The organism is Kitasatospora sp. NPDC041988, from assembly GCF_055588525.1.
The window spans coordinates 63,544-89,845 of the sequence record NZ_JBVJCO010000008.1 but is presented as its reverse complement, the minus strand read 5'-3'; the positions used below and the strand labels follow the sequence as shown (position 1 = coordinate 89,845).

Genomic DNA, 26,302 nt, shown 5'->3' with positions numbered 1-26,302 from the left:
GGCCGCCCGGCCAGAATCCCGGTCAACCGGGGCGCTCCGGTCGATGGTGAGCCCCGTGTGCGCCCTCTGCACCAAGCGCACCCTGCTCACCCGCGGAGCACGCCCGCACGCCTTCGGTGCCGCACCCGCCAGGCCCCCACCACTGGACCGGCGAGTACCACGACGTCCTGCACACGGCCGCCCTACGGGGCGAGTGGCTCGCGAGTCAGGCTCGGACCTACTGGTACGGGTTCCCCGTCGGCGGCACCGGAGGCTGCTGCGGCGGCGGGCCATAGCCGTAGCCCTGCTGCCCGGGAGGACCGGCAGGCGGTGGCACCGGATACGGATACCCGGCGCCACCGGGCACCGCCGCAGCCGCCCCCCGCTGCCGCCGCCCACGCACCACCACCAGCACACAGACGGCGACCAGAACCAGCCCGAACAGCACCCCTGCACCGATCAGCGTGTACGTGATCCCCGGGTTCCCCTTCGCCGCGGCAGGCGGCGCTGCGGGCGGCACTTCGGACGGGTCACCCGCTCCATCGTCCGGAGCCCCCTGCGACTCGACCCGGCCCAGCAGTGGGTTGTCCTTCGGGCCCCCGTCAACAGCGGGATTCGGCTCCAACGCCTTGGCCGGGGAGACAGTCCCGTAGCCGTAATGGGCATTTGGCACTGCCGAACCGTCCGGAGGCGGAGTGGCACTCTTGATCATCCGATTGATGACCTGACCGGCGGAGAGGCTGGGGTACTTCGAACGGATGAGGGCTGCCGTGGCGGAAACATAGGCGGTGGCATCGGAGGTTCCGTTGCCGACGCCGTATGCCGATGCCGATTTGGCAGTGGCCTGATAAATATCGACCCCTGGGCCGGCAATCGTGGTTTCAGGTCCAAAGGTGGACTTCTCCCAGGAGCGGCCCTGTTGATCGACTGCCACGACGGCCATCACTCCCGGAAACGCAGCCGGGTACTCGACAGGCAAGGATCTGTTCCCGCTATTTCCGGCGGACGCCACAAGGACGATGTCCTTAGACACCGCATACTTGATCGCGTCACGCGCCTCCTGGGAGGTCCGGAAATATCCGCCAAGGGAGATGTTGATGACCTTTGCCCCGTGGTCAGCTGCGAACTTGATGGCCCGCGCAAAGTCAGGCCCCTGGTCCCCCCACTGCCCGTCCTTGCTCGTGAGCTTGACCGGAAGAATCTTCGCCTTAGGCGCGAGACCCTTAATCCCCGCTTGCGAGCCGTGTCCGGTACCGGCGATCAGACCTGCCATCGCAGTGCCGTGGCCGTCTGCATCAAACCGCCCGTCCGACGTTCCTCCGGAGAAGTCAGCACCAGGCAACACCTGGCCGATGAGATCCTGGTGATCCTGGTTGACGCCACCGTCCACTACGGCAACGATGACGCCCTCGCCCTGGCTGATCGGCCAGACCTTCGTCTCGGCTTCGTAGATCCTCAGCGGCCATTGTGAGTCCCTGATCTGATCCGCTGCCGCGGGCGATGAAGCCATCCCCCACATCAAGGCACCGGCAGCGAGCACGGCTGCTCCACGCCCTACCCGACCGCTCGTCAAGCCTGGTCACCTCACCCAGCAAGGCGTCCCGCAGGTCACCGACCTACGGGACGACCGATCATTGGCCTGTCCACCAGCAAACAGGACTCATTCCACCACGTTCGGGTTGGCCGGCTTGTCCGACGCCCACGTCTCCTCGTCCTCGACGAGATAGTCGGGGCGCTTGCCGTCCTTCTCCTTGTCCTTCTTACGGCGCTGGCCATCCCCGATCGGCATGCCCGGTCCCATGCCGGCGCCGGAGTTCGCGCCCAACTCTCCTCTGGCCCGGCCGCGGGCCCCGAGCCCGGAACCGCCTTCGGTGAAGGCCTGCTTCGCGCCTGACCCACTGCCCGGACGCGCGCCCCCGCCGACGATGCCTCCGGTCCGCCCCGGCACACCGCTTCCGGGGCGAGCCCCTGCGGCAGCGCGGCCTCCCGTGCCGAAGCCGCCCTCGTAGGCCTCGCCCACGCCGAAGGCCTTGCCCCCGCGGGCGACGGCCTTGCCGGGAGCGCTCGTCGTGCGGCCGAAGGCGTCCTTGCTCTGCGTCACGCCGCCCTTGCCCGGGTCGTTGCCCTGCAATCCCTTGCCGCCCATGATCGGCCCACCGCCGGTCGGGCCAGGCCCGCCACCGTTGCCGCCCGCCGGCACGCCGATAGGCGTTCCGGGATTGGAGGTCGGGTTACCGGGGTTGATGGACAGCGGGCTGGTCCCGGGCGTACTGGAGGGAGTGATCGTCGTACCGTCGATCGCGGTGCCCGGTCCGTAGTTCGTGACGGATTGAGGCTTGGGAGCTGCCTGAGCGGTGCCACCCTTGATGCCTGAATCTGTCCTCGGCGGCGTCGGCGCCGCCTTCGTCGCAGCGGGCTTCGGGGCAGGTCGCTCAGCAGGCTTGCCCAGCGACGGCGCCGAACCCCCGCCGGTGGTCGGCGCCGTTCCCGTACTGGTGTAGCCAATGCCAGCCATGACGGCGCTGAGCGCCGGCGCCCCTGCCGACGGGTCGGAAGGGGCCACGGTGACATCGCGAACGTCGTCGCCGCGGTAGTAAGCCGGCGGCGGCTTCAACATCGGCGTAGCCACCCGGTAGTGCATCGCCAGCGTCTGCATGACCGCTGCCGCTTCGGCCTTCTTCTGCTCGGCGACGGCCGTCTTCGTGTCCTCGTCGTCGCCGCCGAAGACGGACGAGACCGTGTCGCCGACGCCGTCGGTGAACTGCTCCCAGCCGCTGGGCTCTTCGGGCATGTCGCGTTTGGCCTGGGAGATGGCCTCGGACAGGTGCTTGAGGGTGTTGGCCGCGTCGTTGGCGTAGGAGGACGCGTTGTTGATGGTGGCCGCGAGCTGGAGCATGCGTTTGTGGAAGGCGTCGCTGGTGCTGCCTTCCCAGCTGACGGCGGCCTCGGTGCTGGCGCGGGTGAGGGTGGCGCGGATGGCCTTGAGGGTGTCGGCGGCGCGGCGCCAGGGGTCGCTGGCGGCCATCACCTCGCCGGGGTTGAGGGCCTGCGCCATCTTCCGGAGTTCGGCGTGGCTGTACTCGTTGAACTTGGTGTAGCCCGAGCCGCTCATCGGTGGCCTTCTCCGTTCTCCCGGGGCTGCCGGCGTGGGGCGCTCATCGCTCGGACTTCCCGCCGCCGTGCTTGGCGGGGGTGACGGTCTGGGCGTAGGCGGCGGTGCTGGTGGCGGAGGGGCTGGCGACCGACCAGCCGTCGTCGCCGAGTTTCAGCTTGCCCGAGGTGCGGTGTTCCTGCTCCTCGTAGTTGGTGGCCGTGAGCTCGGCCTTCTTCTGGGCTTCGTCGACGGCGTCCTGGAGCTGGTTGAGGACGTCGCGCAGGCCGTCCCGCATGGTCTCGTAGCGGCCGTGCAGTTCGGTGGCCTCGGCGAAGGTGCCGAGGGCGTTCTTGCCGACGGCGCTCTGGCCGTGTGTGGTGGTGCCGTCGGCGTGGTGCTGGAACTCGGCCAGCAGTCCGCGTACCTGGGCCGCGAAGGCCCGTAGCTGTTCGACCTCGACCTGGTAGCCGCGGCCGGCTCCGCCGGTCGATCCGGTCCCCGTTGCCACTTTCCGGCGCCTCCCCCGTGCGTCCGTCGTTCCGCTGTCCTGTACAGCTCCCGGAGACACATGTCTAACACATGCTCCGGGCCGGGAGAATGCCGCTTCGGCCGAACCGCCGGCCGGCCTGGCGGTTACCTGCTGCGCCGTCAGTTCGCGGGCGTCCCCTCCGGCAGGGCGGCGAGGGTGCGGCGGCAGAGCGAGTCGGCGTGGCGGGTGGTCTCGGGCAGCCGGTACCGGCGGGCGAGGGCCAGGGTGGTGTCGACGGCTTCGGACAGGCCGATGCGGTGGCCGACGGAGACGAAGACCGGTTTGACGCCGGCCCGGGTGCGGACGGCGCGCCCGACCTCTTCGCCGGTGACGGGGTCGGTGAGCGGGGTCCAGGAGCCGCGGGGGGCGTCGGGTTCGCGGTGGTCGAAGGTGAACGGGGTCTTGGCGACGCCGATGGTGCGCAGGCCGGTGAGCACGCCGAGGTGGCTGGCGAGGCCGAGGCGGCGTGGGTGGGCGAGGCCGTAGCCGTCGCAGACGACGGTGCCGGGGGTGTGGGTGAGCCGTTCCAGGGCGCTGAGGACGGTGGGGAGTTCGCGGAAGGCGAGCAGGCCGGGGACGTAGGGGAAGGCGATCCGGTCGACGGCGGTGGTCTCTTCGACGACGGCGAGGCTGTCGAGGTCGAGGACGACGGCGGCGGCGACCACGAGGTCCCGCTCGTCGTCGTAGGCGACGTCGACGCCGGCGATCAGCCGGTCGTCCGCCGCGCCGGAGGGGGCGGGGCCGTGCGGCTGGACGAGCGGGCGAAGCCGTTCCTGTTCGGCGATCGCCTCGGTCTCGGTGGTGGGCCAGTCGGCGACGGGCACGGCGGTTCCCCCTGGGTGTGTGGACGGTCCGGTCGTGATCACGGTACCGAGCGGGTCGGACGACCCCGCGGTGAGCCTGTGCGCCCCCTGTGCCCCGGACCCGGCGGGTTAGGCTGCACTTACCGAACTCCCGTACAGGGTAGGAACATTCGGTACGGCACCACCCGCCCGTTTCCCCCGACGTGCGAAGGACCGACGCCATGCCGCGCCCGACCACCGCTCAGATCTGCCTCGGTACCTTCACCGTCGTCGCCGCCACCGTGGCGCTGCTGGCCGTCTCGGGCGTCTCGGGCGTCCTGGAGGTCGCGGTGCTGGTGGGGTTCGCACTCGCGCTCGGCACGCTGGTGACGCTGTTGTCGCTGTCCACCGCCGCGCAGCGCGGGGCCCGCGTGCGGAAGCCGGCACCCGCACCGGCCCCCGCCACCGCACCCATACCCGCTCCTGCTCCTGCTCCTGCTCCCGCCGGACACGAGTACGCCCGGCAGCGCTGAGGCGCCACCGGGCGGTACCGGGTGCACCGACGCTCAGACCGTGGAGACCACCACGGTCTTCGCGGCCTTGTCGTGCACGCACTGGCGGTAGGGCTTGTCGAAGACACCGAACAGGCCGTCGATCAGCCACCAGAGGGCGGCGCAGCAGATGACCGCCGGGAGGATGAAGACGGCGACCCTGGTCCAGGCGGCGGACGGGGTCGGCGTGCTGCCGTCGATCAGCATGGCGACGCGGATCTTCATGGCCTTCTTGCCGAGGGTCTGGCCGTCCCGGCTGAGCATCAGGCCGCCGTAGACCAGCCACAGCAGACAGGCGAGCCAGAACGCGCCGGCCGAGCCGGAGCGGTCGCTGAGGCTGGCGAAGGGCAGTACCAGGAGGAGTGCCACGGCCTGCACCAGCACGTAGTCGATCAGCTGCGCGAGGATGCGGTTGGGCCAACTGCCGAGGGGCGGCATCCCGGGGACGGGCCCGGCGCCCGGCGTGCCGTGGCCGGTGGGGCCGTAGCCGGGCGGCGGCTGGTCGTAGGGCGACTGACCGTAGGGGCTCTGGCCGTACGGTGGCTGCCCGTACGGCGAACCGCCGGGGGTACCGCCGTAGTTGCCGCCGTACGCGCCGGGGCGGTCGCCGGGGCCGCCGGGCTGTGGGTTTCCGTCCGGGTCCGACGGCGCACCTTCCGGCGTGCCGCCGGCCGGCTGCGGGGGCTGCTTGTCGAAGGAGGGCTTGCCGCCCCCCTCCGGCTCGGGGCCTGAGGGATTGTAGGTGCTCATGTCCCGAGTAGAACATCACACATTCTCTGGACTTCGGATATTTAGTCCGTTTTGCTCGGTAACCTCCGTCGGGCCGGGTCAGGCCCGGACGACCCGGGTACGGCCGGCCCGGTCGTGCCAGCCGCGGCGGGCGGGGCGGTCGAACACCGGCCAGACGAGGCCGAGCAGCAGGACCGCCGAGACGTTCCTGACCAGCCATCGGCAGAGCGAGCGGCCGAAGGTCAGCCGCACGCGGGCGGCGGAGGGGGCCGCGTCGATCACCTTGATCCGGGCCAGCCGCTTGCCGAAGGTCTGGCCGGTGCGGGCGGTCGGCAGGACCTCGTAGAGCAAGCCGACGAAGGCGAGGATGCCGAGCAGGACGGCGAACTTGCCGACCACCACGCCGTCCACCAACCAGACATCGACCTGGTGGCGGGTGAGCGAGCTGGCCATCCGGGCCTGGTCGAGCTTGTCCTGGAGGTGGGTCCGGACGGAGCTGACGAGCGGGATGGCTGCGGCGGTGGCGACGACGGCCAGCACGGCGGTGTCCACCAGCCGCGCGGCCAGCCTGCGCCCGAGGCCGGCCGGGACCGGCGGGGCGGGCCGACGGCGGGCGGCCGGGCGCGGCGCGGACGCGGCGGGCACCGGACGCGCTGCGGGCACCGTGCGCACCTGGCGGGCGGCAGGCGCCGGGGCAGCGGCGGGCGCCGGGGCAGGGGCGGACGCGGGGGCCGCCTCCTGCACCGGGACGGGTGCCGGCTCGGTGACGGGCTCCGACTCGGGCTCGGTGACGGATTCCGGCTCGGGCTCCGGCCCCCACCCGGGCTCGGCCACCGGCGCGGGTACCGGATCGGCGGCCCGAACGACCACCGGCACCGGCACGGGCTCCACCTCGACGTCGGCAACGGTCGGCGCAGCCACCGGCTCGGCCACCGGCACGCCCGCCTCCGCCGCCGGCTCCACCCCGGGCAGCACACCCCAGGAGACCCAGCGCGGCGTACCACCCGTCTCCATCAGGCCCCGCTGCGCCCGCGGATCGGCCTGCCAGCCGGACGGGTCCTCGCCCGCAGCCCAGGCCCCGCCGTCCACCTCCCCCTCCGCCTCACCCTCCGCGCCCGCCGGCCGGAACACCGGCCCGCCTGCCGGCTGCGGCCCGAAGGTGAACGATGCGCCGCCCACCGTCTGGTCGAGGTACACCGGCCCGGTCTCCCCGGGCATCGGCTCCGGCGCCCACTCCATGACGGCCGCCGCATCCACGCCGCCCACCGGAGCCGCCTCGTCCGTCGTGTCCACCCCATCCGCCGGAGCCACCCCATCCGCCGGAGCCACCTCGCCCGCCGGAACCTCCGCCGCCGGAACCGCCGGAGCCGGAACCGCCGGAGCCGCAGGCGGCGGCACGTACCGCGCCCCGACGCCCGCAGCCGCGCCCGCTGCCGCTGCCATGCCGCTGCGGCGGGCCACGAACCGCGGCGGCTCCAGCACCTCGCCCTCCGCCGGCGCGGGCCGGCTGGTCCCGGGCACCCAGGCCGTGCCGCCCCAGTAACGGACGAAGCCGGGGACGGAGGGGTCGGGGTAGTAGCCCGGCGTGGGGCCGACGGCCGTGTCCGCGCCGCCGGCGAAGGGCCGGTCCGTCATGGGGGTCTTCTTTCCTGGCAGGGCCGATGCGGCGCACCCGGCGAGCAGTACACGCGTGGCGGGTCGGGCGACACGGGTGGCTTCGCCGTCGGCGCGCGCGAGGGTACCGCCGGATGGGCGGACAGTCGCCGGGCAGTCACAAAGGGTAGTACCTCGGAAGCTCGGAGATTGGAACTTGGCCAATCACCGGACAGCCCTGGCCCTACCGGGGTAAGGACGAGGGCGCGCACGGGCGATCGCGCGCCCGCTCCCCCGCTTTCACCCCACCCGGTCCGCAGTCCGCAGAACTCTGCGAAGAAATCCCGGAAACATGTGTAAGAACGCTCCCGGCCCGCGCTCTCCAAGGTCACAGGGCCCGAAACCGGGCACGAACCGCAGGCAGAGAGGAACCGATCATGGAGCGCCCGATGAGCGTGGTGGAGCACGAGCTGGAGCTCAACCTGGTGCTCTCCCCCGAGCACAGCGTCCCCGTCCCGGCGCGGCTGTCCTACGGCAGCCACGACCCGTACGCGGTGCACATCACCTTCCACCTGGACACCGGCTCGCCGGTCACCTGGGTGTTCGCCCGCGAGCTGCTGGTGGAGGGCACCTTCCGCCCGTGCGGGCAGGGCGACGTGCGGATCTGGCCGACCCGGTCGGGCCGGCGCAGCGTGCTCTGCATGGCGCTGAGCTCGCCGGCCGGGGACGCGCTGCTGGAGGCACCGCTGCCGGCGGTGGCCGCCTGGCTGGAGCGGGCGCACCGACTGGTGCCGCCGGGCAGCGAGATGGCCGCGCTGGACATGGACGGCTCGCTCGCCGAGCTGCTCGCGTGAGTGCGCGCGACCTGCTCGCGCAGCCCGACCCGGCAGGCTCCGACGACTCGGCAGGCTCCAAGAGCCCCGCAGGCTCCGGCAGCCCAGCGGGCTCCAACGGCCCGGCAGCCCCCGATGTCCCGGCCGGCCCCGACGACTCAGCGGGCCGCGGGGGCCTGCTGACGGTCGCGTGCGGGGCCCGGGTGGCCGCCGCCCGCCCGCTGCCCGGGCAGCCGGACGAGCGGAGCGCCGGCGGACCGCCGCCGTGCCCTTATCCGTAGCGCGGCGGCCAGCAGGAAGCAGATCCCGACCAGGGGGTAGACGGAGGTCGGGATCTGGCGGAGCGGCGAGAGCTGCAGGATGAGTGCGCCCACCGGCTTCGCGGCCCACATCGCGAAGGAGAGGAAGGCGACCAGCGTGGCCCCGAAGGCGGCGCGCCAGCGCACCTTGCGGACGGCGGCCGGACGGCCCTGCTCGACCGCCGCCTCACAGGCGAGCAGGGCGAGCATGGGCACGCACCAGACCCAGTGGTGGGTCCAGCTGATCGGCGAGATGAGCACCGCGGTGACGGCGGCGCAGCAGACGCCCCACGCCTCGGCGCGCGGCAGCCAGCGGGAGCTGGCGGAGGCCCAGGCGGCGACGGCGAGGCCGGCCACCGCGATCAGGCCGGCGCCCAGGGTGGCGACGGTGCCGGGGTCGGCGGTGTGCAGCAGCCGGGCGAAGGCGCCGCGGAGCGACTGGTTGTCGACGATCTCGGTCTTGCCGACCCGTGTGGAGTCGTAGAGGTACTTGGTCCAGAAGCCCCAGGTGGCGTCCGGCAGCACCAGCGCACCGATCAGGAAGGTGCCGAGGAAGGTGAAGCCGGCCACGAAGGCGGCCCGGATCCGGCCGGTGAGCAGCAGGTAGACGGCGAACAGGCCGGGCGTGAGCTTGATGCCGGCGGCGATGCCGATCGCGACGCCCTTGCTGCGGCGGCCGTCCGGGCGGGTGAGGTCCCAGAGGATGAGGCAGGCCAGGGCGAGGTTGATCTGGCCGTAGCGCAGCGTGGTGAAGACGGGTTCGAGCCAGACCCCGCCGCCGGTGACCAGGATCACGCCGAGCGGGCGCAGTTCGCGGCGCGGCCAGCCGACGAGTTTGAACGACAGGTGGGTGAGGAGCGCGAGCAGCCCGAGGTTGCCGAGCGTGATCGCGACCCGGAGGAACGGGACCGGGAACCAGGTCGTCGGCACGAACAGCATCGCGGCGAACGGCGGGTAGGTGGCGGGCAGGTTCCACTCGGTGACCCGCAGACCGTAGAGGTCGCGGCCGTCGGCCACCGCGGCGCCCTCGGCCCGGTAGACGATCATGTCGACCATCGAGGTGTGGACGAAGTGCCGGACCACCGCGTAGACCACCAGGGACAGCAGTGCCACGGCGGAGACGGCCAGCAGCGGGCGGCGCGGGGCCTCGCGCAGGGCCCGTACGGGTGCGCCGATGGCGTCCCTGAGGCGGTCCGACAGGGGAGCGGGCGCCGGGTCGGGTGCGGTCTGCACCGGGCTGCGCTCGTCTTGCACCGCTGTCACTGTTCGCTCCGTCCACCGCTGGGCCAACCAGCGACGATACCGGATGCCCGTCGGGCTGGCCCCGACAGAGCCGTCACGGAGAGTGAGCGAGAGGGGGGGCGGCAGGGGGCGAGAACAGGCCGGTGGGCGAACACCCCGGCCGGCCGTGCTCCGTTGCGGGCGGAGCACGGCCGGCCGGGGTCCCGGGGAGGCGTCGGGAAGGGCCCGCCGGGGGCCGGGCTCAGCCGGTGTAGGCGCCGAGGGCCCTGGTGAAGTCCAGCGGCTGCTGGACGATGCTGCTGCAGGAGGCGTCGGCGTAGGCCTTGGCGCCGCCCTCACAGGCCTTGTCGCGGGTGCCGGACCACATCGCCAGCCAGGCGAGGTGCTTGGTCCTGGCGAAGTCGGCGAGTTGCTTGGCGTCGGCCACGGTGAAGATCTCGCTGGCCACGTCGTTGACGCCGATCATCGGGGTGACGGCGACCTTGCGCCAGGCGGCGGCGTCGTCCACGCCGAGGACGCTCTTCACCTGGGCCTGGGTGGCGGTGGCGGCGGCGATGGCGTACTTGCCCATCTGACCCTGCGGGTTGGGGGCGACGCCGTCGCCGAAGTCCATCGCCATGATGTTGACCGCGCCGATCGCGACACCGTTGTTCTTGGCGTCGGCGACCAGGTTGACGCCCTCCTGGGTCAGGCCGGAGGGCAGCGCGGGCAGGGTGAAGGAGACGTCCAGGGCCTTGCCCTTGGCGGCGGCGTTCTTCTGCAGCTGGGCGATGGCCTGGGCGCGGCGGGTGTTGGCCGCGGCGTTGGCGATCGCGCCGCCCTCGACGTCGAAGTCGACCTTGGTGAGGCCGAAGGTGTCGACGGTCTTCTGGTAGACGGCCGTGAGGTCGGCCACCGAGGAGCAGGCGAGGGCCAGCTCGTTGCCGTTGGCGCCGCCGAAGGAGACCCGGACGTCGCCGCCGGCCGCCCGCAGCGCGCCGATCTGGGCGGCCACCGCGTCGGCGGCGAGGTCGCTGACGCCGCCCCACTTCGGGGTGCAGCCGCCGCCGGAGACCACGAAGGCGAGGTTGAAGTTCTTGACGCCGGTGGCCCTGGCGGTGGCGACGAGGTCGTACGGCGGGTAGAGCGAGGTGTCCACGTACGGGGCGAACCCGGCGCCCCCCGGCGCCGGGGTGGGGGTTCCGGTGGGGCTCGGGGTGGCGCTGGTGGGGGCGGCGGTGGGGCTGGGCGAGGCGGTGGTGGGCCTGGCCGTGGCGGTCGGGCTCGGCGGCGCCGTGGTGGGCTTGGCGGTCGCGGTCGCGGTCGCGGTCGGCGTCGCGGTGGGGGCCGTGGTCGCGGTCGGCGAGACGGTGGGCGTGGTGGTCGGACGGCCCGAGGGGGTCGGCGCGGTGCCGTCGCCGGCCTTGCAGGAGACGTTGTTGATCAGGCAGTTGCCCGGCTCGGCCTGGGCGGCGCCGGCGCCCTGGGCGACGAAGCCGACCACCACGCTCTTGCCGGGCTCCAGGCGCTTGTTCCACGACTCGGGCTTGACGGTGATGTGCTGGCCTTCGGCGCTGAAGGTGGCGTTCCAGAGCGAGTCGATCTTCGCTCCGGCCGGCAGGTCGAAGGCCAGCGTCCAGTTCTCGATCGCGCCGGCGTCCGGGTTGGTGACCAGGTACTGGCCGGTGTAGCCGGCGTCCCAGGTGCTGGTGCGGCTGTAGACGGCGCCGAGCGAGGCGGCGCTGGCCGAGGAGGCGAGGACGATGACACCGCCGGCGACCAGCGCGGCGGCGACCGCCGAGGCCCCGATGGCGACGCCCTTGCGGCTGCGCCGGCGGTGGCCTGAACGGCGGTTGGGCTGAGTCGTCATGGTGGGCGTACCTCCGCGGGTGGCAGCTGGGCCGGATGGGGTCGCCGCGGCCGGGCAGGGGTCCGTGGACCCGTTGCGGGCGGCGTGCCCCGGCTCGGTCGGGTGACCGACGCGGATGACGCTAGCGGTGCCGGATGGCCGAAACCGGCCCCCTGAGCGAGGGGTACAGCTCCCTTAGGGCCCGCTTAAGAAAGAGGGGAAGGACAGCCCCGGAAGGGAGACCGCCCGGAATGAGCGGGCGAGATCCCGACCTGGGCTCGCCACCCGCGGGCGTTCACCGCTGGAACAGCGTGTTGCGGCTGCGCCGGCGGCTGGCGCGGGCCGGGGCGCCGTCGGGCCGGGCCTGGAGCCTCAGCCGGATCTCGGCACCGCCGAGCACGGCGGAGCGGCCGAGCGCGAGGTCGCCGCCGGTGGCCTCGGCGAGCTTGCGGACGATGTCCAGGCCGAGGCCGGTGGAGCCGTCGCCGCCGTGGCCCTGGCCGCGTTGGAGGGCGGACTCCGGGTCGGTGAAGCCCGGACCGGCGTCGCCGACCAGGACGATGACGGAGCTCTCGGTGGCCAGCACGTCCACCGAGAAGGCGGTGCCGACGGTGGTGTGCCGGAACACGTTGCCGAGCAGCGCGTCCACGACCGCGGCGAGGTCGCCCCGCTGGACCGGCACCGGGACGGGCTGGTCGGCGCCGGCCAGCTGCCAGCGGCGGCCCTCGTCCTCGGCGAGCGCGGACCAGAAGCCGACCCGCTCCTGGATCACCTCGGCGGCGTCGCAGCCGACGGTGACGGCGGGAGCGTCCTCGGGGGCGCGGCGGGCCGAGCGGATGATCTGGTCGACCTCGCGTTCCAGCTGGGAGACGCCGTGGCGGGTGGCGTCGGCGGCGTCACCCTCGCCGAGCGAGGCGGCGTTGAGCCGCAGCACGGTGAGCGGGGTGCGCAGCCGGTGCGACAGGTCTGCGGCCAACTCGCGCTCGGCGGCGAGCAGTTGGACGACGCGGTCGGCCATCGCATTGAACGCGTGACCGGCCTCGCGCAGCTCCTCGGGGCTGCCGGCGCTCTGCCGGTCGTCGACTGGCACCCGGACGGCGAGGTTGCCGGCGCCGAGCGAGCGCGCGGCGGCGGCCAGCCGGCGGGCTGAGGCCACGATCCGCGCGCCCATCCGGTCGGCGACCAGCACCGAGATGGCCACCAGGGCGAGTGCGACCGCCGAGAGCACCAGCCAGGCGGTGGAGACGCCCCGGGTGAGGTCGCCGTCGGCGACGAACACCTCGACCACGGCGGTCCGGCCGGTGTCGACGGCGACCGGCTGGAGCAGGGCGAAGCCGCCGGGCACCTCGACGGTGAACGAGCGGCCCTGGCCACCCGCGGTGGCCACGTCGGCGGCCAGCGCGCGGGCCTCGCCGATGGTCGCGCCGCCGTCCGGCCCCACCATCGCCGTCGCTCCGGATGCCGTCGCCGCAGGCGGTATCGCCGCGGGCGGTATCGCGGGCGGTATCGCCGCCGGCCCGCCGGGCGGGGCGGACGGCGCCGGGGAGGCCGGCGGAACCGGGGAGGCCGGCGGAACCGGGGCGGCCACCCCCGTCGGCAGCGGCAGGTGGACCGCCATCCGCCGCTGCGCACCGGCGTCCGTACTGGCCACAGCGCGGGCGATGGCGTCCTGGTCGGTGGTGATGGCGAGGGCCGGCCCGAGCGCCGCCGCCTGCCGCTCGGCCGCCGTGAACGCCCGGTCCCGGGCGGTCTGCTGGACCATCAGCCCGAGCGGGATGAGGAAGGCCAGCGCGACCATGGTGGTGCCGGCCACGGCGGCCTTGATCAGGGCCCAGCGCAGCGAGTGCCCGAACCTCCTCATGTCCGGCGCTCCGCCGGGGCGGGCCCGGGCCCGGCGGGGTGCGCGGCCGCCTCCAGCCGGACGCCGACGCCGCGCACGGTGTGCAGGTAGCGGGGGCTGGAGGCGGTCTCGCCGAGCTTGCGGCGCAGCCAGGACAGGTGGACGTCGATGGTCTGGTCGCCGCCGTAGGTCTGACGCCACACCTCGGCCAGGATCTCCTTGCGCGGGACGACCACGCCGGGCCGGGCGGCGAGGAAGGCCAGCAGGTCGAACTCACGCCGGGTCAGGTCGAGCGGCCTGCCGTCCAGGGCGGCCTCGCGGCGCTGGAGGTCGATGGCGAGCCCGCCGACCCTGAGCACCTGGGCGACCGGTGCGGCGCCGCCGCCGAGCCGGCGCAGCACGGCGGCCATTCTGGCGCTGAGGTGTTCCCCGGAGAAAGGTTTCACCAGGTAGTCGTCGGCACCGTCGTTGAGCAGCCGGACGATCTCGGCCTCGTCATCCCGGGCGGTGGAGATGATCACCGGCACGTTGGTCAGCCCGCGGATCATCTTCAGCGCCTCACTGCCGTCCAGGTCGGGCAGGCCGAGGTCGAGGATCACCAGGTCACAGCCGACCTGGGCGACCTCGCGCAGCGCCTCAAGTGCCGTGCCCACACTGCGGACCGCGTGACCGGTGTCGGTCAGGTGCCGGATGAGGGCGGAGCGTACGAAGGGGTCGTCCTCGACCACGAGCACTGTTGCCATGGCCCTGCACGGTACGCCATCGGCCTCCGGTGGTCTGTACCTCGGGTGGGTCCGGACCGGCGACGGGACCGGCCGTGGGAGAGGTGCCCGGGCCGGGCCCCGGACCGTTCCGGTGCGACCCTCGCGGTTTGTGCAACTTCCCTGCTGAATAGCAGGGGTGCCCACCTGCTGTGCCCCGGAATACGGCAGGATGTGCGGACGATGCGGAACGGACTGGTACAGCTCGGCGCCTGGGTGGCGGCAACCGGGGCGGCGGTGGCGCTGTCCTGGTTCGGCGTGCACGCGGTGCTGACCGGCGCCGCGTTCGAGCAGCCGACGGCGCTGCCGCTGCCGTCCCCTGCCGCCCCGGCACCCACCGCGACGGCCCAGGCGCAGTCCGCACCCGCGCCGGAGCCGCCCGCCCCGACGTCCGCCCCGGCCTCGACGGCCACCTCGCACAGCGCGGCCCCGCCCACCACCGCCCAGCCCTCCTCACGCCGCCCCGCGCCGACCGCCACCACCACGTCCTCCGTGCGCAGTTACCCGGTGCCGGGCGGCCGGGTGGCGCTGGACCTCCGGGCGGACAGCGCCTCGCTGGTCTCCGCCACGCCGGACCCTGGCTGGCAGATGCAGGTCTGGAACGGTCCGCAGTGGTTGCGGGTGGACTTCACCAAGGGCGACCAGGCCAATTCGGTCTTCGTCGCCTGGAACGGGCACCCGCCGACCGTGGAGACCGTCGTCCGGTGACCGGCTACCACCCCGCGAACGGCACGTACCCGGGGAGGTAGGGGCCGCGGTAGCGGGAGCGGTCGACCAGGGTGTGCCGGGTGCCGCCGGGCACCCCGATCGCGGCGAGCACCACCGTCCCGTACCGGTCCTGCACCTCGTAGGGCTCGGCGAGCGAGCCGGCGCCGCGGTCCACGGCGTAGTCGTACGCGTAGTAGACGTCGGGCACGGCCACCGCGAGGTCGACCACCCCGTCGCCGTGCCGGGCCAGGTGCCCGGCCAGTTCCCGGCCGCGCGGCCCGATCACCTGGACCAGCGAGGTGAGCACGAACCTGGTCCCGGGCGCGTGCAGGACGTAGGAGACGGTCTCCGGCTCGCCGGTCTCGGGGCCGGCGTAGGCGGTACAGCGCAGCCCGAGGGCGGTGGCGTAGCGGCGGGCCGCCCGCCCGGCGTCGCCGACCGCGAAGACCACCGCGTCGGCGCGCCCCATCGGGACGAGGTCGGGTTCCTCCCGGCCCGCGGTGAGCAGCACGGGTTCGGCGGCGGTGTCGGTCATGACGGCCCTCCCGGTAGGCGTACGGGACCACGTTCTGACCCCGCGGGCCGGTGTGGGGCCCGGCTCACGGGGTTGTGGCTGGAGGGTGGCGCCGCGCCGACCGCCGCGCAACTGTTCCGTTTCCTCCTGGTCAAGGTGTGCGCCGGGGCGGGAGAATCGGCCGCACCGCTGTACAGATTGCCCACCGGAGGACGGAGCCCGCGATGCCCCCCGCCCACTCACCCAGCGACCCCAACTCCCCTGCCGAGCAGTCCGGTTCCGCCCCGGCGGGCGGCAGCAACGACGCGATCGACGTGCTGGACGGCCGGCTGATCAGGCTGCTCGCCGAGGAGCCGCGGATCGGGGTGCTGGAGTGTTCTCGCCGCCTCCAGGTGGCGCGGGGCACCGTGCAGGCCCGGCTGGACCGGCTCCAGACCAAGGGGGTGATCGGCGGTTTCGGGCCGGAGGTGGACCCGGCGGCGCTGGGCTACCCGGTGACGGCCTTCGCCACGCTGGAGATCTCCCAGGGGCAGGGCGCCGACGTGCGGGCGCACCTGGCGGCGGTGCCGGAGGTGCTGGAGCTGCACACGATCACCGGGCGCGGGGACATGATGGTGCGGATCGTGGCCCGGTCCAACGCCGATCTCCAGCGGGTGATCGACCGGGTGGTCGGCTTCGACGGGATCGTCCGGTCGTCGACGGCGATCGCACTGGAGAATCCGGTGCCGTACCGGATCCTGCCGCTGGTGGACCAGGCCGCCGCCGAATAGCCCGGGGGCCGGGGCCGCGTCCTCAGCAGCTGGGGACGTCACCGCCGCTGCGCAGCGCGTCCAGTGCGGAGACCGCCTCGCCCAGCGTGCCCACCGGGACCAGCCGCAGCCCCTGGGGCGTGTTCACCTTGGCGTCCGTGCACTCGTCCTTGGGCAGCAGGAACACCGTCGCGCCGTCCCGGGCGGCGGCCTGGGTCTTCAGCGGTACGCCGCCGACCGCGCCGATCACGCCCTGGTCGTCGATGGTGCCGGTGCCCGCGATCTTCAGCCCGCCGGTGAGGTCGCCGCCCTTGCCGTCCCCGGCGAGCTTGTCCACGATGCCCAGCGCCAGCATCTGGCCGGCGCTCGGGCCGCCGATGTCACCGAGGTCGACCTTCACCTTGACCTGGGCCGGCGAGAGGTGGAGGTAGGAGAGCGCGGCCGTGGTGGCGCTGTCCTGCGACTGCGCCATCTGCTGGGCCGTCACCTCCTCCGCCTTGGCGGGGTCGCCCTGCGGGTAGACCGTCTCGGTCGGCCGGATCGCCTCGTCCTGGTCGAACCAGGCCCGCAGCGAGCGCCAGAGGGTGGTCCGCTCGCCCGGGTTGGTCGCCGAGATGGTGACCATCCGCAGCTGGCCCTCGGTGGTCCGCACCGGCGCGCCGGTGATGGTGATCACCGGCTCGTCCTGGTAGCTGCCGAGGGTGTCCGCGGTCACACCCGGCCAGGTCAGCGTGTACGGCAGCGGGACGAAGGCGGCCACGCCGAACAGCGCGGCGACCAGCACCCCGCAGAGCGTCAGCGCGCGGGTCCGCGGCGAGGTCAGGGCCTTGGGCAGCTTGGAGTCGGACACAGAGGCATCCAAACACACCGGGAGCTACCGCAGGGCGTCGGCGACCTCCGTCGCGGCCTCCACCACCCGGGGGCCGACCCGCTCGGGGACCAGCCCGTTCAGCATCACCACGCCGACACTGCCCTCGATCCCGCTCAGCCCGACCAGCGCGGCAGCCGCGCCGCACGCCCCGGACTGCTCCTCCGCGCGGGTGATGACGAAGCCCTGCTCCGGACGGCGCTGGCTGGGGAATCCGCGCGCCTCCAGGATCGCCCGCCCGGCGGCGCTCTCGCCCAGCGGGTGGCGCAGCCCGGTCCGGTAGGCGACGTGGAAGTCGGTCCAGCTGGGCTCGACCACGGCGACGGCCAGCGCCTCGTTGCCGTCCACCAGGGTGAGGTGGGCGGTGGCGCCGAGGTCCTCGGCCAGACTGCGCAGGGCCGGCAACGCCGCCTCGCGCAGCAGTGGGTGCACCCGGTGGGCCAGCCGCAGCACGCCGAGGCCGACCCGGGCCCGCCCGCCGATGTCCCGGCGGACCAGCCCGTGCTGTTCCAGGGTTGCCAGCAGCCGGTAGACGACGGTCCGGTTGACGGCGAGCCGGGCCGCCAGCTCGGTGACGGTCAGCCCACGCTCGGAGTCGGCGAGGAGTTTGAGGACCCGGACGCCACGGTCCAAGGTCTGGGAGGTCTCTGCAGTCACGACGCGCAATTCCTTTCCGCGGCGGGTCGCCGGAACGGCGGCGCCGGTCCGGGACTCAAGGTGTCGCACGCAGGCGGGTGGCCGCGCTCGGGCCGCGGTGTGTCGTCCTTGACGTCCTGGCGGTCCTGCGGCGCCCGTCTCGCGGGGGGTTTCCCGGCGGGAGAGCGTGTGGGAAAGGTAGTGAAGGAATTGTCGCGGCGGAAGTGCTTGTCCAAAATTCGGGCATGATCAATTTCGCCCGGCATGCCAAATACGGGCAAATGCGAATATTTCACCGGCGCCGACCGGGCGCAGGTTCGAGCACACTCCGAAGTCCGGACAGCCGGGCCGGTGGGGGCGCCGCCACCCGCGCGGCGGGTCAGAGCAGGTTGCGCAGCACCGTCCAGGCCACCGCGACGCCGAGCAGCACCGCCGTGCCGCGGCGTTCGAGCGGGGGCCGCCAGCTCCGCCCGGCCAGCCCGTGCCGCAGCCAGGTGAGGTAGAGCAGCGCGACCAGCGGAAGCGAGAGCAGCAGCGCTGCGTTGTCGTGCCAGGCCGCCGCGAGGTCACCGTGCAGCAGGTCGTACGTCATCCGGGTGCCGCCGCAGCCGGGGCACTGCAGCCCGGTGATCTTCCGCCACGGGCAGAACGGCAGCACCTGCCCGGGCAGGTGCGGGTTGCGCGACCACAGGTACGCGGAGCCGGCCAGGCCACCGGCGGCCACCGCCAGCGGCGGCCCCGCGGTGCGGAGACGGGCGGGCAGGGCGAGCCGGGCGGGCGGGGCAGACCGGCCGGCCGGGGGCTCGGGCACGGCGAAGCCGCCCCGGCCGGAGCCGGGGCGGCGCGCCAGGCGTGGCAAGCCCAAGGTCAGCCGCGCAGCAGACGGCCCTGGGCGTCCGTGCGGTCGTTGCTGACGAGGAACATGATGCCGTCGATCAGGGCCCAGAAGCCGAGACCACCGCAGGTCAGCAGCTGGGCGATGCCCATGCCGATGTGGCCCGTGTAGAAGCGGCCGACGCCGAACCCGCCGAGGAAGAGCTGCAGGATGCCCGCGACGATCTTCGACTTGTCGGACAGCTCGGGCTGCTGGGCGTAGGGGGGGTACGACACGTTCGGTGTGCTCCTTGTGACGACAGGCCCGGGCTCGACGGTTGTCGCGTCCTCGGGTCGGTGAGGTTGCCGGCCTGACGCATCGGGGGCTGCGGCGGCCGTCCCGGGCGGGTCGGCGCACAGCTCTGACGGCCCGAAGGGCGGCGTGGCACGCGGAACACTAGCCGATCATCACACCGGATGTCTCTACAATTCCTTCGCGTATACCTGACTGTCACATGGCCTTAGGGATATGTCGGATTACCGGCTGGCGGACCGTTACTTCGCCCATTCCCGGATTCGTTCAATCCGCGCCTTCAGCTGATTGACGGTCGCCTGCGCGGTGAGCGGACCGCCGCACTGGCGGCGCAGTTCGTTGTGAATGGTGCCGTGCGGCTGACTGGTCCGGTGGTGCCAGGCCGCCACCAGCGCGTTCAACTCCTTGCGCAGCTCGCGCAGTTCCTGGTGGGTGACGACCGGCCGCTGCTCGGCCGGCAGCTCCAGCAGGTCGGCCTCCTCGGCCGGCTTGGCCTTGCTGCGCTGGATCTGGCGGTGCTGGCGCTTCTGCAGCAGCATCTGCACCTGGTCCGGCTCCAGCAGGCCCGGGATGCCGAGGTAGTCCTCCTCCTCCTCGCTGCCCGGGTGCGCCTGCATGCCGAACTCCATGGCGTTGTACAGCACCCGGTCGAAGACCGCGTCGGAGCCGATCGCCTCGTAGGAGAACTCGTCGCCGCCGGCGCCGTCCGGCCCGTCATTGGCCCGCTCGGCCTCGGCGAGCAGCCGGTCCTCCTCGTCGAAGAGGCCCTCGCCCTCCTTCTTCGGCCGGTCCAGCACATGGTCGCGCTGGAGCTCCATCTCGTTGGCGAAGCCCAGCAGCGTCGGGATGGTCGGCAGGAAGACGGACGCCGTCTCACCGCGCTTGCGGGCGCGCACGAAACGCCCGACGGCCTGGGCGAAGAACAGCGGGGTGGAGATCGAGGTGGCGTACACGCCGACGGCCAGGCGCGGCACGTCGACGCCCTCGGACACCATCCGGACGGCGACCATCCAGCGCGAGTCGCCCGCCGCGAAGTCGGAGATCCGCTTGGACGCCTCCGCCTCGTCGGAGAGCACCACGGTGGCCTTCTCGCCGCTGATCTCGCGCAGCATCTTGGCGTACGCGCGCGCCACGTTCTGGTCGGTGGCGATCACCAGCCCGCCGGCGTCCGGGATCGCCTTGCGGACCTCGGTGAGGCGCCGGTCGGCCGCCTGGAGCACGCTGGGGATCCACTCGCCCTGCGGGGCCAGCGCGGTGCGCCAGGCCTGGGCGATCAGGTCCTTGGTCATCGGCTCGCCGAGCCGCGCCTCCAGCTCGTCGCCGGACTTGGTCCGCCAGCGCATGTTGCCGCTGTAGGAGAGGAAGATCACCGGGCGGACGACGTGGTCGGCGAGCGCGTGCCCGTAGCCGTAGGTGTAGTCGGCGACCGACTTGCGGATGCCGTCGCCGCCCGCCTCGTACTGGACGAACGGGATCGGGTTGGTGTCGGAGCGGAACGGCGTACCGGTCAGCGCCAGCCGGCGGGAGGCCGGCTCGAAGGCCTCGAAGCAGGCCTCACCCCAGGACTTGGAGTCACCGGCGTGGTGGATCTCGTCCATGATGACCAGCGTCTTGCGGGCCTCGGTGCGGTTGCGGTGCAGCATCGGGTTCACGCCGACGCCCGCGTAGGTGACCACGATGCCGTGGTACTCCCGGGAGAGCGGTCCGGAGGAGTACGCCGGATCCAGCTTGATGCCTATCCGGGCGGCGGCCTCGGCCCACTGCTTCTTCAGGTGCTCGGTCGGCGCGACCACGGTGATCTGCTGCACCAGGTGGTTGTGGAGCAGATAGGAGGCGAGGGTCAGCGCGAAGGTGGTCTTGCCTGCGCCCGGGGTCGCGACCGCGAGGAAGTCGCGCGGCTGGTTCTCGATGTACCTGTCCAGCGCCCCCTGCTGCCAGGCCCGCAGCTTGCCGGCGGTACCCCAGGGGGCCCGGCCGGGGAAGGCCGGCGACAGGTGGTGCGAGCCGGCGGACGACGCATGGCCGGCGGCCCGGACGGGCGCGTGCGGCTCATGCGCGTCGGAGAAGAGCGGCATCGAGGAGGCGGCGGCAGTACTCACGGTCTCCGAGGGGGGATCATCGCAGGTCAGAGGCGGTTTGGCAGCCCTGATCCGCGGTCGGGAGGCAATCGGACAACCCGCCCAGCCTACCCGGCCCGGCGCCGTTCGGGCGGCCAGGCCCGGCCCGCGCGCGGCCCGCGCGGCCGGAAATGGATGTGACGCGGGTCACGGCAATCGACCGGGAAAAGCGGGTAATCGCAACCGCCCCGGCCGACTCTCACCAAGGTGAGGCCGCCCCACCCTCCACAGCCGTCACCACGGCCTCACGCCACCGAGAAGGCCCCACACCACTGAGAAAGGACGCGCCGTGCACACCGCCGTCGAAGAGAACGTCCAGGCCCGCCTGATCCTCTCCACCCACCGCTCCGCCCGGCTGCGGGTCACCCTGTCCTACCGCCCGGAGGACCCGCTCGCCGTCCGGATGGCGTTCCCGGCCGAGTTCTCGCTGGACGAGCCGGCCGACCGGCCCGGCCCCGCCGACGGCCAGGAAACCGGCCAGGACGGCGACCGGGACGGCGGCCCGGACATCGTCTGGGTCTTCGCCCGCCAGCTGCTCTCGGCGGGCCTGGAGCTGCCCGCCGGCGTAGGCGACGTCCACATCCGGCCCGCGATCGGCCGGCGCACCATGGTGGAGCTGCGCGCGCCCGAGGGCACCGCGCTGCTCCAGTTCGACACCACCGACCTGCGCCGCTTCCTCTGGCGCAGCCGGCTGGTCGTCCCCGAGGGCGAGGAGCACCTGCACCTGGACGCCGACCGGGCCCTGGCCGAGCTCCTCGGTTAGGGCGGGTCGCCGGAGCCCCGGTGTCCGGGAGCGCGGCCGCGTCCCGCCCTCCTCGCCCACCATCGGGCTGGGGCACCCCCGGCCGAAGGCCGGGGGAGAAGGGCCGAGCCCGTCGGCGGCCGCCCCGCTCCCCCGCCCGGGAGGGCCGGCCCGGACGGGTCAGGAGGAGAGCCGGCGCATCAGCCGGACGCCCTGCGCGGCCGTCAGGTGCGGCAGGTAGGCCTTGCCTATCGCCCGGGTGATGCTGGGCAGCGCCGCCGGGTCGGGATAGGCCATGAACAGCGGCCGGTACTCCGGCTGGAACTTCGCCTTGAACGCGAGCAGCGAGCGGAACCCGTACACCGGCTCCAGCACCCGCCCCATCCAGTCCAGCATCCGTTGCAGGCCGGTGGGCGCCGTCTCCTGCCCGGAGCGGGCCAGCGGTGCGCCGGAGAGCGAGAGGAAGCGCGCACCCTCCTCCTTGAAGCCCAACGCGGCCGAGGCGATCAGGAACTCCGTCACCCCGCGGAAGCCGTCCGAGCGCCGGCGCATGAAGTCCAGCGTCCAGCCGACCGGTGCCCCGTTCTCGTACACCGGCATCCAGCTGGTCAGCCCGTGCACGGTGCGGTCGGCGTCCACCGCGATCAGCAGCCGGACCGCCGGGTCGTCCAGCTCCTCCAGACCGCCGAGGGTGAAGCCCATCTCGGGCAGGCCCTTCTCCGAGACCCACTCCTCCGAGATCGAGCGGATCTGGTCCCGCAGCGCGAGCGGCGCGTCGTGGTAGGACCACCACTCGGCGGTGATGCTCTGCTTGCCGGCCTTGTTGAGGGCGGTGCGGATGTCCTGCCACTTGCGGCCGGTGAAGGCCAGCTCGGGCAGCGCGACCACGGTGTCCTCGGCGACCTGCAGCGAGCGCCAGCCGAGCTGTCCGGCGGCGGCCCTGGTCTCCGGGGTGACGCTGTAGAAGCACGGCGTCCAGCCGCGCGCGTCGCAGTAGCGGGCGAAGCCGGCCACCGCCCGGCGGCGGGCCTCCGGTTCGCCGAACGGGTCGCCGGTGGTCAGCGCCACGGTGGAGAGCACCCGGTAGGCGACGGCCGCCCGGCCCTCCTCGTCGAACCAGTAGTGGTTGCCGTCCCAGGTGGTGATGAAGGAGAGCGTGCCGCCGCCGTACGCGGTGAGCAGTGCCCGGGCGCGGGCCGCGTCCGCGGCGTCCGCGTGTACCACCGGCCGCCGGAAGGCCACCAGCAGCGCGGCCAGCGCGACCAGCCAGAAGGTCAGGCCGCAGTACGTCTCCAACAGCCGGGCCGGCCCGCCGACGGCTATCGGGTAGTCGGGCAGCAGGTCGTTGTAGGCGGGCGGCAGGAACTGCGCCGGCAGCCCGGAGACCAGCCCGCGGAAGGTCGCGCCGGGCTCGAACTGCCCGGCCAGCAGCAGGCCGAGGCCCGCGTACGCGGCGGAGGCGGCCAGCATCGCACCGCCGAGCAGGGCGGCGAGCCGGCCGAGCACCGCGCGTGGCAGCCGCAGGCCGAACCGCTGCCGGGTGGCCAGCAGCAGGCCGGTGGTGAGCAGCGGCAGCAGCAGCGCCTCGACGAAGTACTGCACGACGTCCCCGGAGCCCGTCCCGGTCTCGGTGAAGAGCCAGACCAGCAGCGCGGCCCAGAGCAGCTCGGTGGCGACGGTGATCCGCCAGGCGAGCCGCAGGCCGCGCCGCAGCCCCTCGGCGAGGACCAGCAGCAGGGCCGGGAAGAGCGCGGCCATCAGCCGGGCCGGGGTGTCGAAGATCCGCTCGACGGCGTGCGCACGGGCGCAGTCGTGGGCGGAGAGCGCGCAGAAGTCGGCCACCTCGTCGGGGGTGAGGCGGTGGGAGAAGTACAGCTCGGAGAAGGTGTTGAACGGCCCGGCGGCGTTGTCGTACAGCGAGGCGATCAGCGGCCCGAGGGCGGCGGCCACCAGGCAGAGCGCGACCAGCACCCGGGTCTCGGTGTGCGAGGAGCGGTGCTGGCGCAGCTGCCACCGGCCCCGGGCCAGCAGCGCGCCGGCGCCGAGGCCGAGCAGCGCGCCGGCGAACCGCTGGACGCTCTGCAGGTGGCCGACGTACAGCGTCATCACCAGCGGGACGAGCACCACCAGCAGGTGCAGCCGGCGCCGCCAGAGCACGGTGAGCCGGAAGCCGAGCACTCCGGCCAGCGCGAACAGGCCGGTGGCCGGGCCGATGGCGGTCTGCCCGGCAACGGCGGCGGTCCACTGCTCGCCGGTCCGCGAGCCGGCCGCGACCACCCCGGTGCCGAGCAGGGTGCCCACCAGCTGGCCGGTGACCAGCACGCCGGCCGTCCGCAGCTGCCCGAGCCGGCTCTCGGCGGCCGGTCCGACGAGGAGCAGCAGCAGGCTGGTGAAGACGTACGAGGTGGGGCTGGGGCACCAGAACAGCGAGGTGAACGGTGTCCACCAGCGCCCCTCGGTGAGCGTGGGCAGGCCGACGCCCACCTGGGCCAGCAGCCCCCGGGAGGGGCCGTGGGCCAGGCTGCCGGTGGCACCGCCGACCGCCCAGAGGACGGCGAGCAGCGTGAGGGTCAGCGGCGCGGCGCGCAGCCGGGCGGCCGGCCCGGCGGGGGCCCGCCGGCCGGGCTGCGGGCCCGGTTCCCGGGCGGTTTCGGGCACCGGGGCGGCGGGGCCGATCCGGTGGGCGGGCAGTGCCGGGGCCGTTCCGAGCCGTATCACGGCGTCAGCCCGGTCTGCTGGGCCAGCCACGGCAGTTGGCTGATGATTCCGGGCCGGAAGATCACCCAGCCGTGTCCGCCCGGCAGCAGTTCGAACTTGGCCTTCATGCCCGCCGCCAGTGCCGCCTGGTAGACCTTCTCCTGCTGCCCGCGGAACTGCTCGTCGGTGCGGCCGACGACGATCGCGCCAGCGGTGTCCGGGAACTGCTTGCGGGCCATGAGGTGCAGGGGGTCGACGGCCTCGAACGCCGCGTTGTCCCCGCCGAAGGCGGCGTTGACGGTCTCCGCCCGGGTGCCCAGGGTGGGCTCGTCCTGGCCGGACATGTCGAGGAAGGAGCCGTAGACCTCGGGGGCGTTGACCGCGAGCTGGAGGGCGCAGGTGCCGCCCATGGAGGCGCCGCCGATCGACCAGGAGCCCCGGCCCTTGGCGGCCTGGAGGTGTTGGTGCACCCAGTCCGGGACATCCTCCGCCAGGTACGTCTGGACCTTGGCGATCTTCGAGTCGAAGCAGAGGGTGTTGGCCCAGGTGGAGCCCAGCTGGTCGGGCATCACCACGATCGGCGCCAGGCCCTCGTGTTCGGCGGCGAAGGCGTCCAGTGACTCGTTCACCTGGGCGGTGTTCACCCAGTCCTCGGGCACGCCCGGCTGGCCGCCCAGCAGGACCACCACCGGCAGCAGCGGCCGGGGGGAGACCTGGTAGGCGGGCGGCAGGTAGACGTAGGCGTCGCGGGCCTTGAAGCCGGACTTGGTCCCGGGGATCGGTGTCCGGGAGACGGTGCCCTTGGCCGGCAGCCCCGGCGGGGCGTGCCAGACCTCGGAGAGCGCCTTGCCGGGCGGCGCCGCCACCGTGTCGGCCTTCTTGCTGGTGGTCAGCTCCTGCGTCTTGTTGAGCCAGGGTGCGAGCATGACCCGGCCGCTGGGGTACTGGTCGAAGCCGCGGTTGACCTGCGAGGAGGACATCAGCAGGACCAGCGCCGCGCCGCCGACCGCCAGCAGCTTGCCCCGGCGGGGCAGCCTGGGCGCCCGGAAGCCGGCCAGGCAGCAGGCGAGGAGCGCGACGGCTATCCACCACCGGACGTACCGCGGCAGTCCCTCCGGGAAGGGGTGCCACCAGCCGTCGACGACCGTGTCCACCAGCAGGCTGAGCACGGCGGCAGCGAGCAGCGCGGCGGGCAGCCGGCGGCTCCACCAGGCGCGGCCGCGGGCCAGCGCCAGCAGGAGCAGGGCTCCCCAGCCGGCGGCGAGCACGGCTTGCGGGATCGGGCCGTGCGTCAGCGGCCAGTCGATCGGGTTCCAGCGGACGGCGAGCGAGACGGGCGTCATATCTTCTTTCCCGGCCGGGTGGTGTCGGCCAGGAAGCCGTAGGCGACCACGTTCCCCTGGTAGCCGCGTTCCTCGCTGTACCCGCCGCCGCAGGTGATCACCCGGAGCTGGGCGTCGGCGGCCTGGCGGTACACCCGGTCGTCCGGAAAGTCCTTTCGGTCGTGCACTTCGATGGCGTAGAGCTGGTAGACGGCGGTGGCGCCGTCCTCGCGGGCGATCTCGATCCGGTCGCCGCGATGCAGGGCTCCCAGATGATAGAAGACGGCGGGCCCGGTCCGGTTGTCGACGTGCCCGGCGATGATCGCGGTGCCGCGCTGCCCGGGGGTGGCGCCGCCGCGGTACCAGCCGGCCAGGTTCCGGTCGGCCTCCGGGGGTGTCTGGAGGTGGCCCTCGCCGTCGAGGCCGAGGCCGGTGACGGGGGCGTCGAGCTTGACGGCGGGGATCCGGATCCGGGTGGGGGCGGAGGGGCCGAGCGGAGGGGCGACGGAGACCGGGGCGAAGCCGGAGAGGGCCTGGCCGGCGGCCGGGGCCGGGGGCAGTTCGAGGTGGCCGCCCTGGTTCAGCAGCCAGGCACCGAGGACGAGCGCGGCGCCGACCGCCAGGGTGCCCGGCCACGGGCTCCTGCTCTGCTGGGCGCCCACCCGGCGCTCCCCTCTGCTGACGACGTGCTGGTTCCTGGGAGTTCCCTGAGAACCAATTCAACCGGACCGGACCTTAAGGCACATCAGTACGAGGGTCGTAC

24 protein-coding genes are annotated in these 26,302 nt (G+C 73.4%); 5 read left to right on the top strand and 19 right to left on the bottom strand.

Going from position 1 to position 26,302, the window contains the following annotated elements:
- Positions 1-217: 217 nt before the first annotated feature.
- The 4 genes from mycP to ACZ6NC_RS10780 all read right to left on the bottom strand — a co-directional run bounded on the left by mycP (position 218) and on the right by ACZ6NC_RS10780 (position 4,426).
- Positions 218-1,519, bottom strand: a complete 1,302-nt coding sequence (gene mycP / locus ACZ6NC_RS10795) for a type VII secretion-associated serine protease mycosin (protein WP_465731131.1) — start codon at positions 1,517-1,519, stop codon at positions 218-220.
- A gap of 120 nt (positions 1,520-1,639) precedes the next feature.
- Positions 1,640-3,091 carry a WXG100 family type VII secretion target gene (locus tag ACZ6NC_RS10790; RefSeq protein WP_465731129.1) on the bottom strand — a complete coding sequence of 484 codons (1,452 nt, stop codon included), beginning with the start codon at positions 3,089-3,091 and terminating at the stop codon, positions 1,640-1,642.
- Positions 3,092-3,134: 43 nt separating this feature from the next.
- Positions 3,135-3,581, bottom strand: a complete 447-nt coding sequence (locus ACZ6NC_RS10785; protein ID WP_465731127.1) for a hypothetical protein — start codon at positions 3,579-3,581, stop codon at positions 3,135-3,137.
- A gap of 140 nt (positions 3,582-3,721) precedes the next feature.
- Complete coding sequence (locus ACZ6NC_RS10780; RefSeq protein ID WP_465731125.1) at positions 3,722-4,426, bottom strand: endonuclease V; 705 nt, start codon at positions 4,424-4,426, stop codon at positions 3,722-3,724.
- A gap of 200 nt (positions 4,427-4,626) precedes the next feature.
- Here ACZ6NC_RS10780 and ACZ6NC_RS10775 point away from each other — a divergent pair, with 200 nt between their 5' ends.
- Entirely contained in the window at positions 4,627-4,917 is a 291-nt protein-coding gene (locus ACZ6NC_RS10775; protein ID WP_465731123.1) for a hypothetical protein, read from the top strand.
- A gap of 33 nt (positions 4,918-4,950) precedes the next feature.
- Here ACZ6NC_RS10775 and ACZ6NC_RS10770 read toward each other — a convergent pair whose 3' ends face one another.
- Positions 4,951-5,685: an RDD family protein gene (locus ACZ6NC_RS10770; RefSeq protein ID WP_465731121.1), complete on the bottom strand. Its 735-nt coding sequence runs from the start codon at positions 5,683-5,685 to the stop codon at positions 4,951-4,953.
- Between the two features lie 78 nt (positions 5,686-5,763).
- Positions 5,764-7,299, bottom strand: a complete 1,536-nt coding sequence (locus ACZ6NC_RS10765) for an RDD family protein (protein WP_465731119.1) — start codon at positions 7,297-7,299, stop codon at positions 5,764-5,766.
- A 395-nt stretch (positions 7,300-7,694) separates the two neighbouring features.
- On the opposite strand from ACZ6NC_RS10765, the gene ACZ6NC_RS10760 reads away from it, so the two are divergent.
- Positions 7,695-8,111: an SsgA family sporulation/cell division regulator gene (locus ACZ6NC_RS10760; protein ID WP_465731117.1), complete on the top strand. Its 417-nt coding sequence runs from the start codon at positions 7,695-7,697 to the stop codon at positions 8,109-8,111.
- Positions 8,112-8,248: 137 nt separating this feature from the next.
- On the opposite strand, the gene ACZ6NC_RS10755 is transcribed toward ACZ6NC_RS10760, so the two are convergent.
- From ACZ6NC_RS10755 to ACZ6NC_RS10740, 4 genes are all read right to left on the bottom strand, one after another.
- The gene (locus ACZ6NC_RS10755) at positions 8,249-9,652 is read right to left on the bottom strand and encodes a glycosyltransferase 87 family protein (RefSeq protein ID WP_465731115.1); all 1,404 of its coding nucleotides are present in this window, start codon (positions 9,650-9,652) and stop codon (positions 8,249-8,251) included.
- Positions 9,653-9,872: 220 nt separating this feature from the next.
- A complete protein-coding gene (locus tag ACZ6NC_RS10750) occupies positions 9,873-11,480 on the bottom strand; it encodes a glycoside hydrolase family 18 protein (protein WP_465731113.1) in 1,608 nt (535 codons plus the stop codon).
- A gap of 274 nt (positions 11,481-11,754) precedes the next feature.
- Entirely contained in the window at positions 11,755-13,320 is a 1,566-nt protein-coding gene (locus ACZ6NC_RS10745) for a sensor histidine kinase (RefSeq protein WP_465731111.1), read from the bottom strand.
- Positions 13,317-14,042, bottom strand: a complete 726-nt coding sequence (locus ACZ6NC_RS10740; protein WP_465731109.1) for a response regulator transcription factor — start codon at positions 14,040-14,042, stop codon at positions 13,317-13,319. Before ACZ6NC_RS10740 ends, ACZ6NC_RS10745 begins: the two co-directional genes overlap by 4 nt.
- 201 nt (positions 14,043-14,243) lie before the next feature.
- On the opposite strand from ACZ6NC_RS10740, the gene ACZ6NC_RS10735 reads away from it, so the two are divergent.
- The gene (locus tag ACZ6NC_RS10735; protein WP_465731107.1) at positions 14,244-14,768 is read left to right on the top strand and encodes a hypothetical protein; all 525 of its coding nucleotides are present in this window, start codon (positions 14,244-14,246) and stop codon (positions 14,766-14,768) included.
- Between the two features lie 4 nt (positions 14,769-14,772).
- Here the strand turns inward: ACZ6NC_RS10735 and ACZ6NC_RS10730 are convergent, their stop codons facing one another.
- Positions 14,773-15,303: a VOC family protein gene (locus tag ACZ6NC_RS10730; protein ID WP_465731105.1), complete on the bottom strand. Its 531-nt coding sequence runs from the start codon at positions 15,301-15,303 to the stop codon at positions 14,773-14,775.
- A 203-nt stretch (positions 15,304-15,506) separates the two neighbouring features.
- On the opposite strand from ACZ6NC_RS10730, the gene ACZ6NC_RS10725 reads away from it, so the two are divergent.
- Complete coding sequence (locus ACZ6NC_RS10725) at positions 15,507-16,052, top strand: Lrp/AsnC family transcriptional regulator (RefSeq protein ID WP_465731103.1); 546 nt, start codon at positions 15,507-15,509, stop codon at positions 16,050-16,052.
- A 22-nt stretch (positions 16,053-16,074) separates the two neighbouring features.
- Here the strand turns inward: ACZ6NC_RS10725 and ACZ6NC_RS10720 are convergent, their stop codons facing one another.
- The 5 genes from ACZ6NC_RS10720 to ACZ6NC_RS10700 form a co-directional block, all read right to left on the bottom strand.
- Entirely contained in the window at positions 16,075-16,881 is an 807-nt protein-coding gene (locus ACZ6NC_RS10720) for a S16 family serine protease (RefSeq protein WP_465731101.1), read from the bottom strand.
- 24 nt (positions 16,882-16,905) lie between these two features.
- Positions 16,906-17,556 (bottom strand): IclR family transcriptional regulator, encoded by a 651-nt coding sequence (locus tag ACZ6NC_RS10715; protein ID WP_380316659.1) that lies wholly within the window; start codon positions 17,554-17,556, stop codon positions 16,906-16,908.
- A 358-nt stretch (positions 17,557-17,914) separates the two neighbouring features.
- Positions 17,915-18,298 carry a DUF2752 domain-containing protein gene (locus ACZ6NC_RS10710; RefSeq protein ID WP_465731359.1) on the bottom strand — a complete coding sequence of 128 codons (384 nt, stop codon included), beginning with the start codon at positions 18,296-18,298 and terminating at the stop codon, positions 17,915-17,917.
- A 104-nt stretch (positions 18,299-18,402) separates the two neighbouring features.
- On the bottom strand, positions 18,403-18,768 hold the full coding sequence (locus tag ACZ6NC_RS10705; protein WP_465731358.1) for a TM2 domain-containing protein: 366 nt from the start codon (positions 18,766-18,768) through the stop codon (positions 18,403-18,405).
- 135 nt (positions 18,769-18,903) lie between these two features.
- The gene (locus ACZ6NC_RS10700; RefSeq protein ID WP_465731356.1) at positions 18,904-20,736 is read right to left on the bottom strand and encodes a DEAD/DEAH box helicase; all 1,833 of its coding nucleotides are present in this window, start codon (positions 20,734-20,736) and stop codon (positions 18,904-18,906) included.
- Between the two features lie 331 nt (positions 20,737-21,067).
- On the opposite strand from ACZ6NC_RS10700, the gene ACZ6NC_RS10695 reads away from it, so the two are divergent.
- Positions 21,068-21,541, top strand: a complete 474-nt coding sequence (locus ACZ6NC_RS10695; RefSeq protein WP_465731099.1) for an SsgA family sporulation/cell division regulator — start codon at positions 21,068-21,070, stop codon at positions 21,539-21,541.
- Between the two features lie 159 nt (positions 21,542-21,700).
- Here ACZ6NC_RS10695 and ACZ6NC_RS10690 read toward each other — a convergent pair whose 3' ends face one another.
- The 3 genes from ACZ6NC_RS10690 to ACZ6NC_RS10680 are packed head-to-tail and all read right to left on the bottom strand — an operon-like array spanning position 21,701 to position 26,201.
- The gene (locus ACZ6NC_RS10690; protein ID WP_465731097.1) at positions 21,701-24,268 is read right to left on the bottom strand and encodes a bifunctional lysylphosphatidylglycerol flippase/synthetase MprF; all 2,568 of its coding nucleotides are present in this window, start codon (positions 24,266-24,268) and stop codon (positions 21,701-21,703) included.
- On the bottom strand, positions 24,235-25,560 hold the full coding sequence (locus ACZ6NC_RS10685; RefSeq protein ID WP_465731095.1) for an alpha/beta hydrolase: 1,326 nt from the start codon (positions 25,558-25,560) through the stop codon (positions 24,235-24,237). The genes ACZ6NC_RS10690 and ACZ6NC_RS10685 overlap by 34 nt, the downstream gene beginning before the upstream one ends.
- The gene (locus ACZ6NC_RS10680; protein ID WP_465731093.1) at positions 25,557-26,201 is read right to left on the bottom strand and encodes a class F sortase; all 645 of its coding nucleotides are present in this window, start codon (positions 26,199-26,201) and stop codon (positions 25,557-25,559) included. The genes ACZ6NC_RS10685 and ACZ6NC_RS10680 overlap by 4 nt, the downstream gene beginning before the upstream one ends.
- Positions 26,202-26,302: the final 101 nt, after the last annotated feature.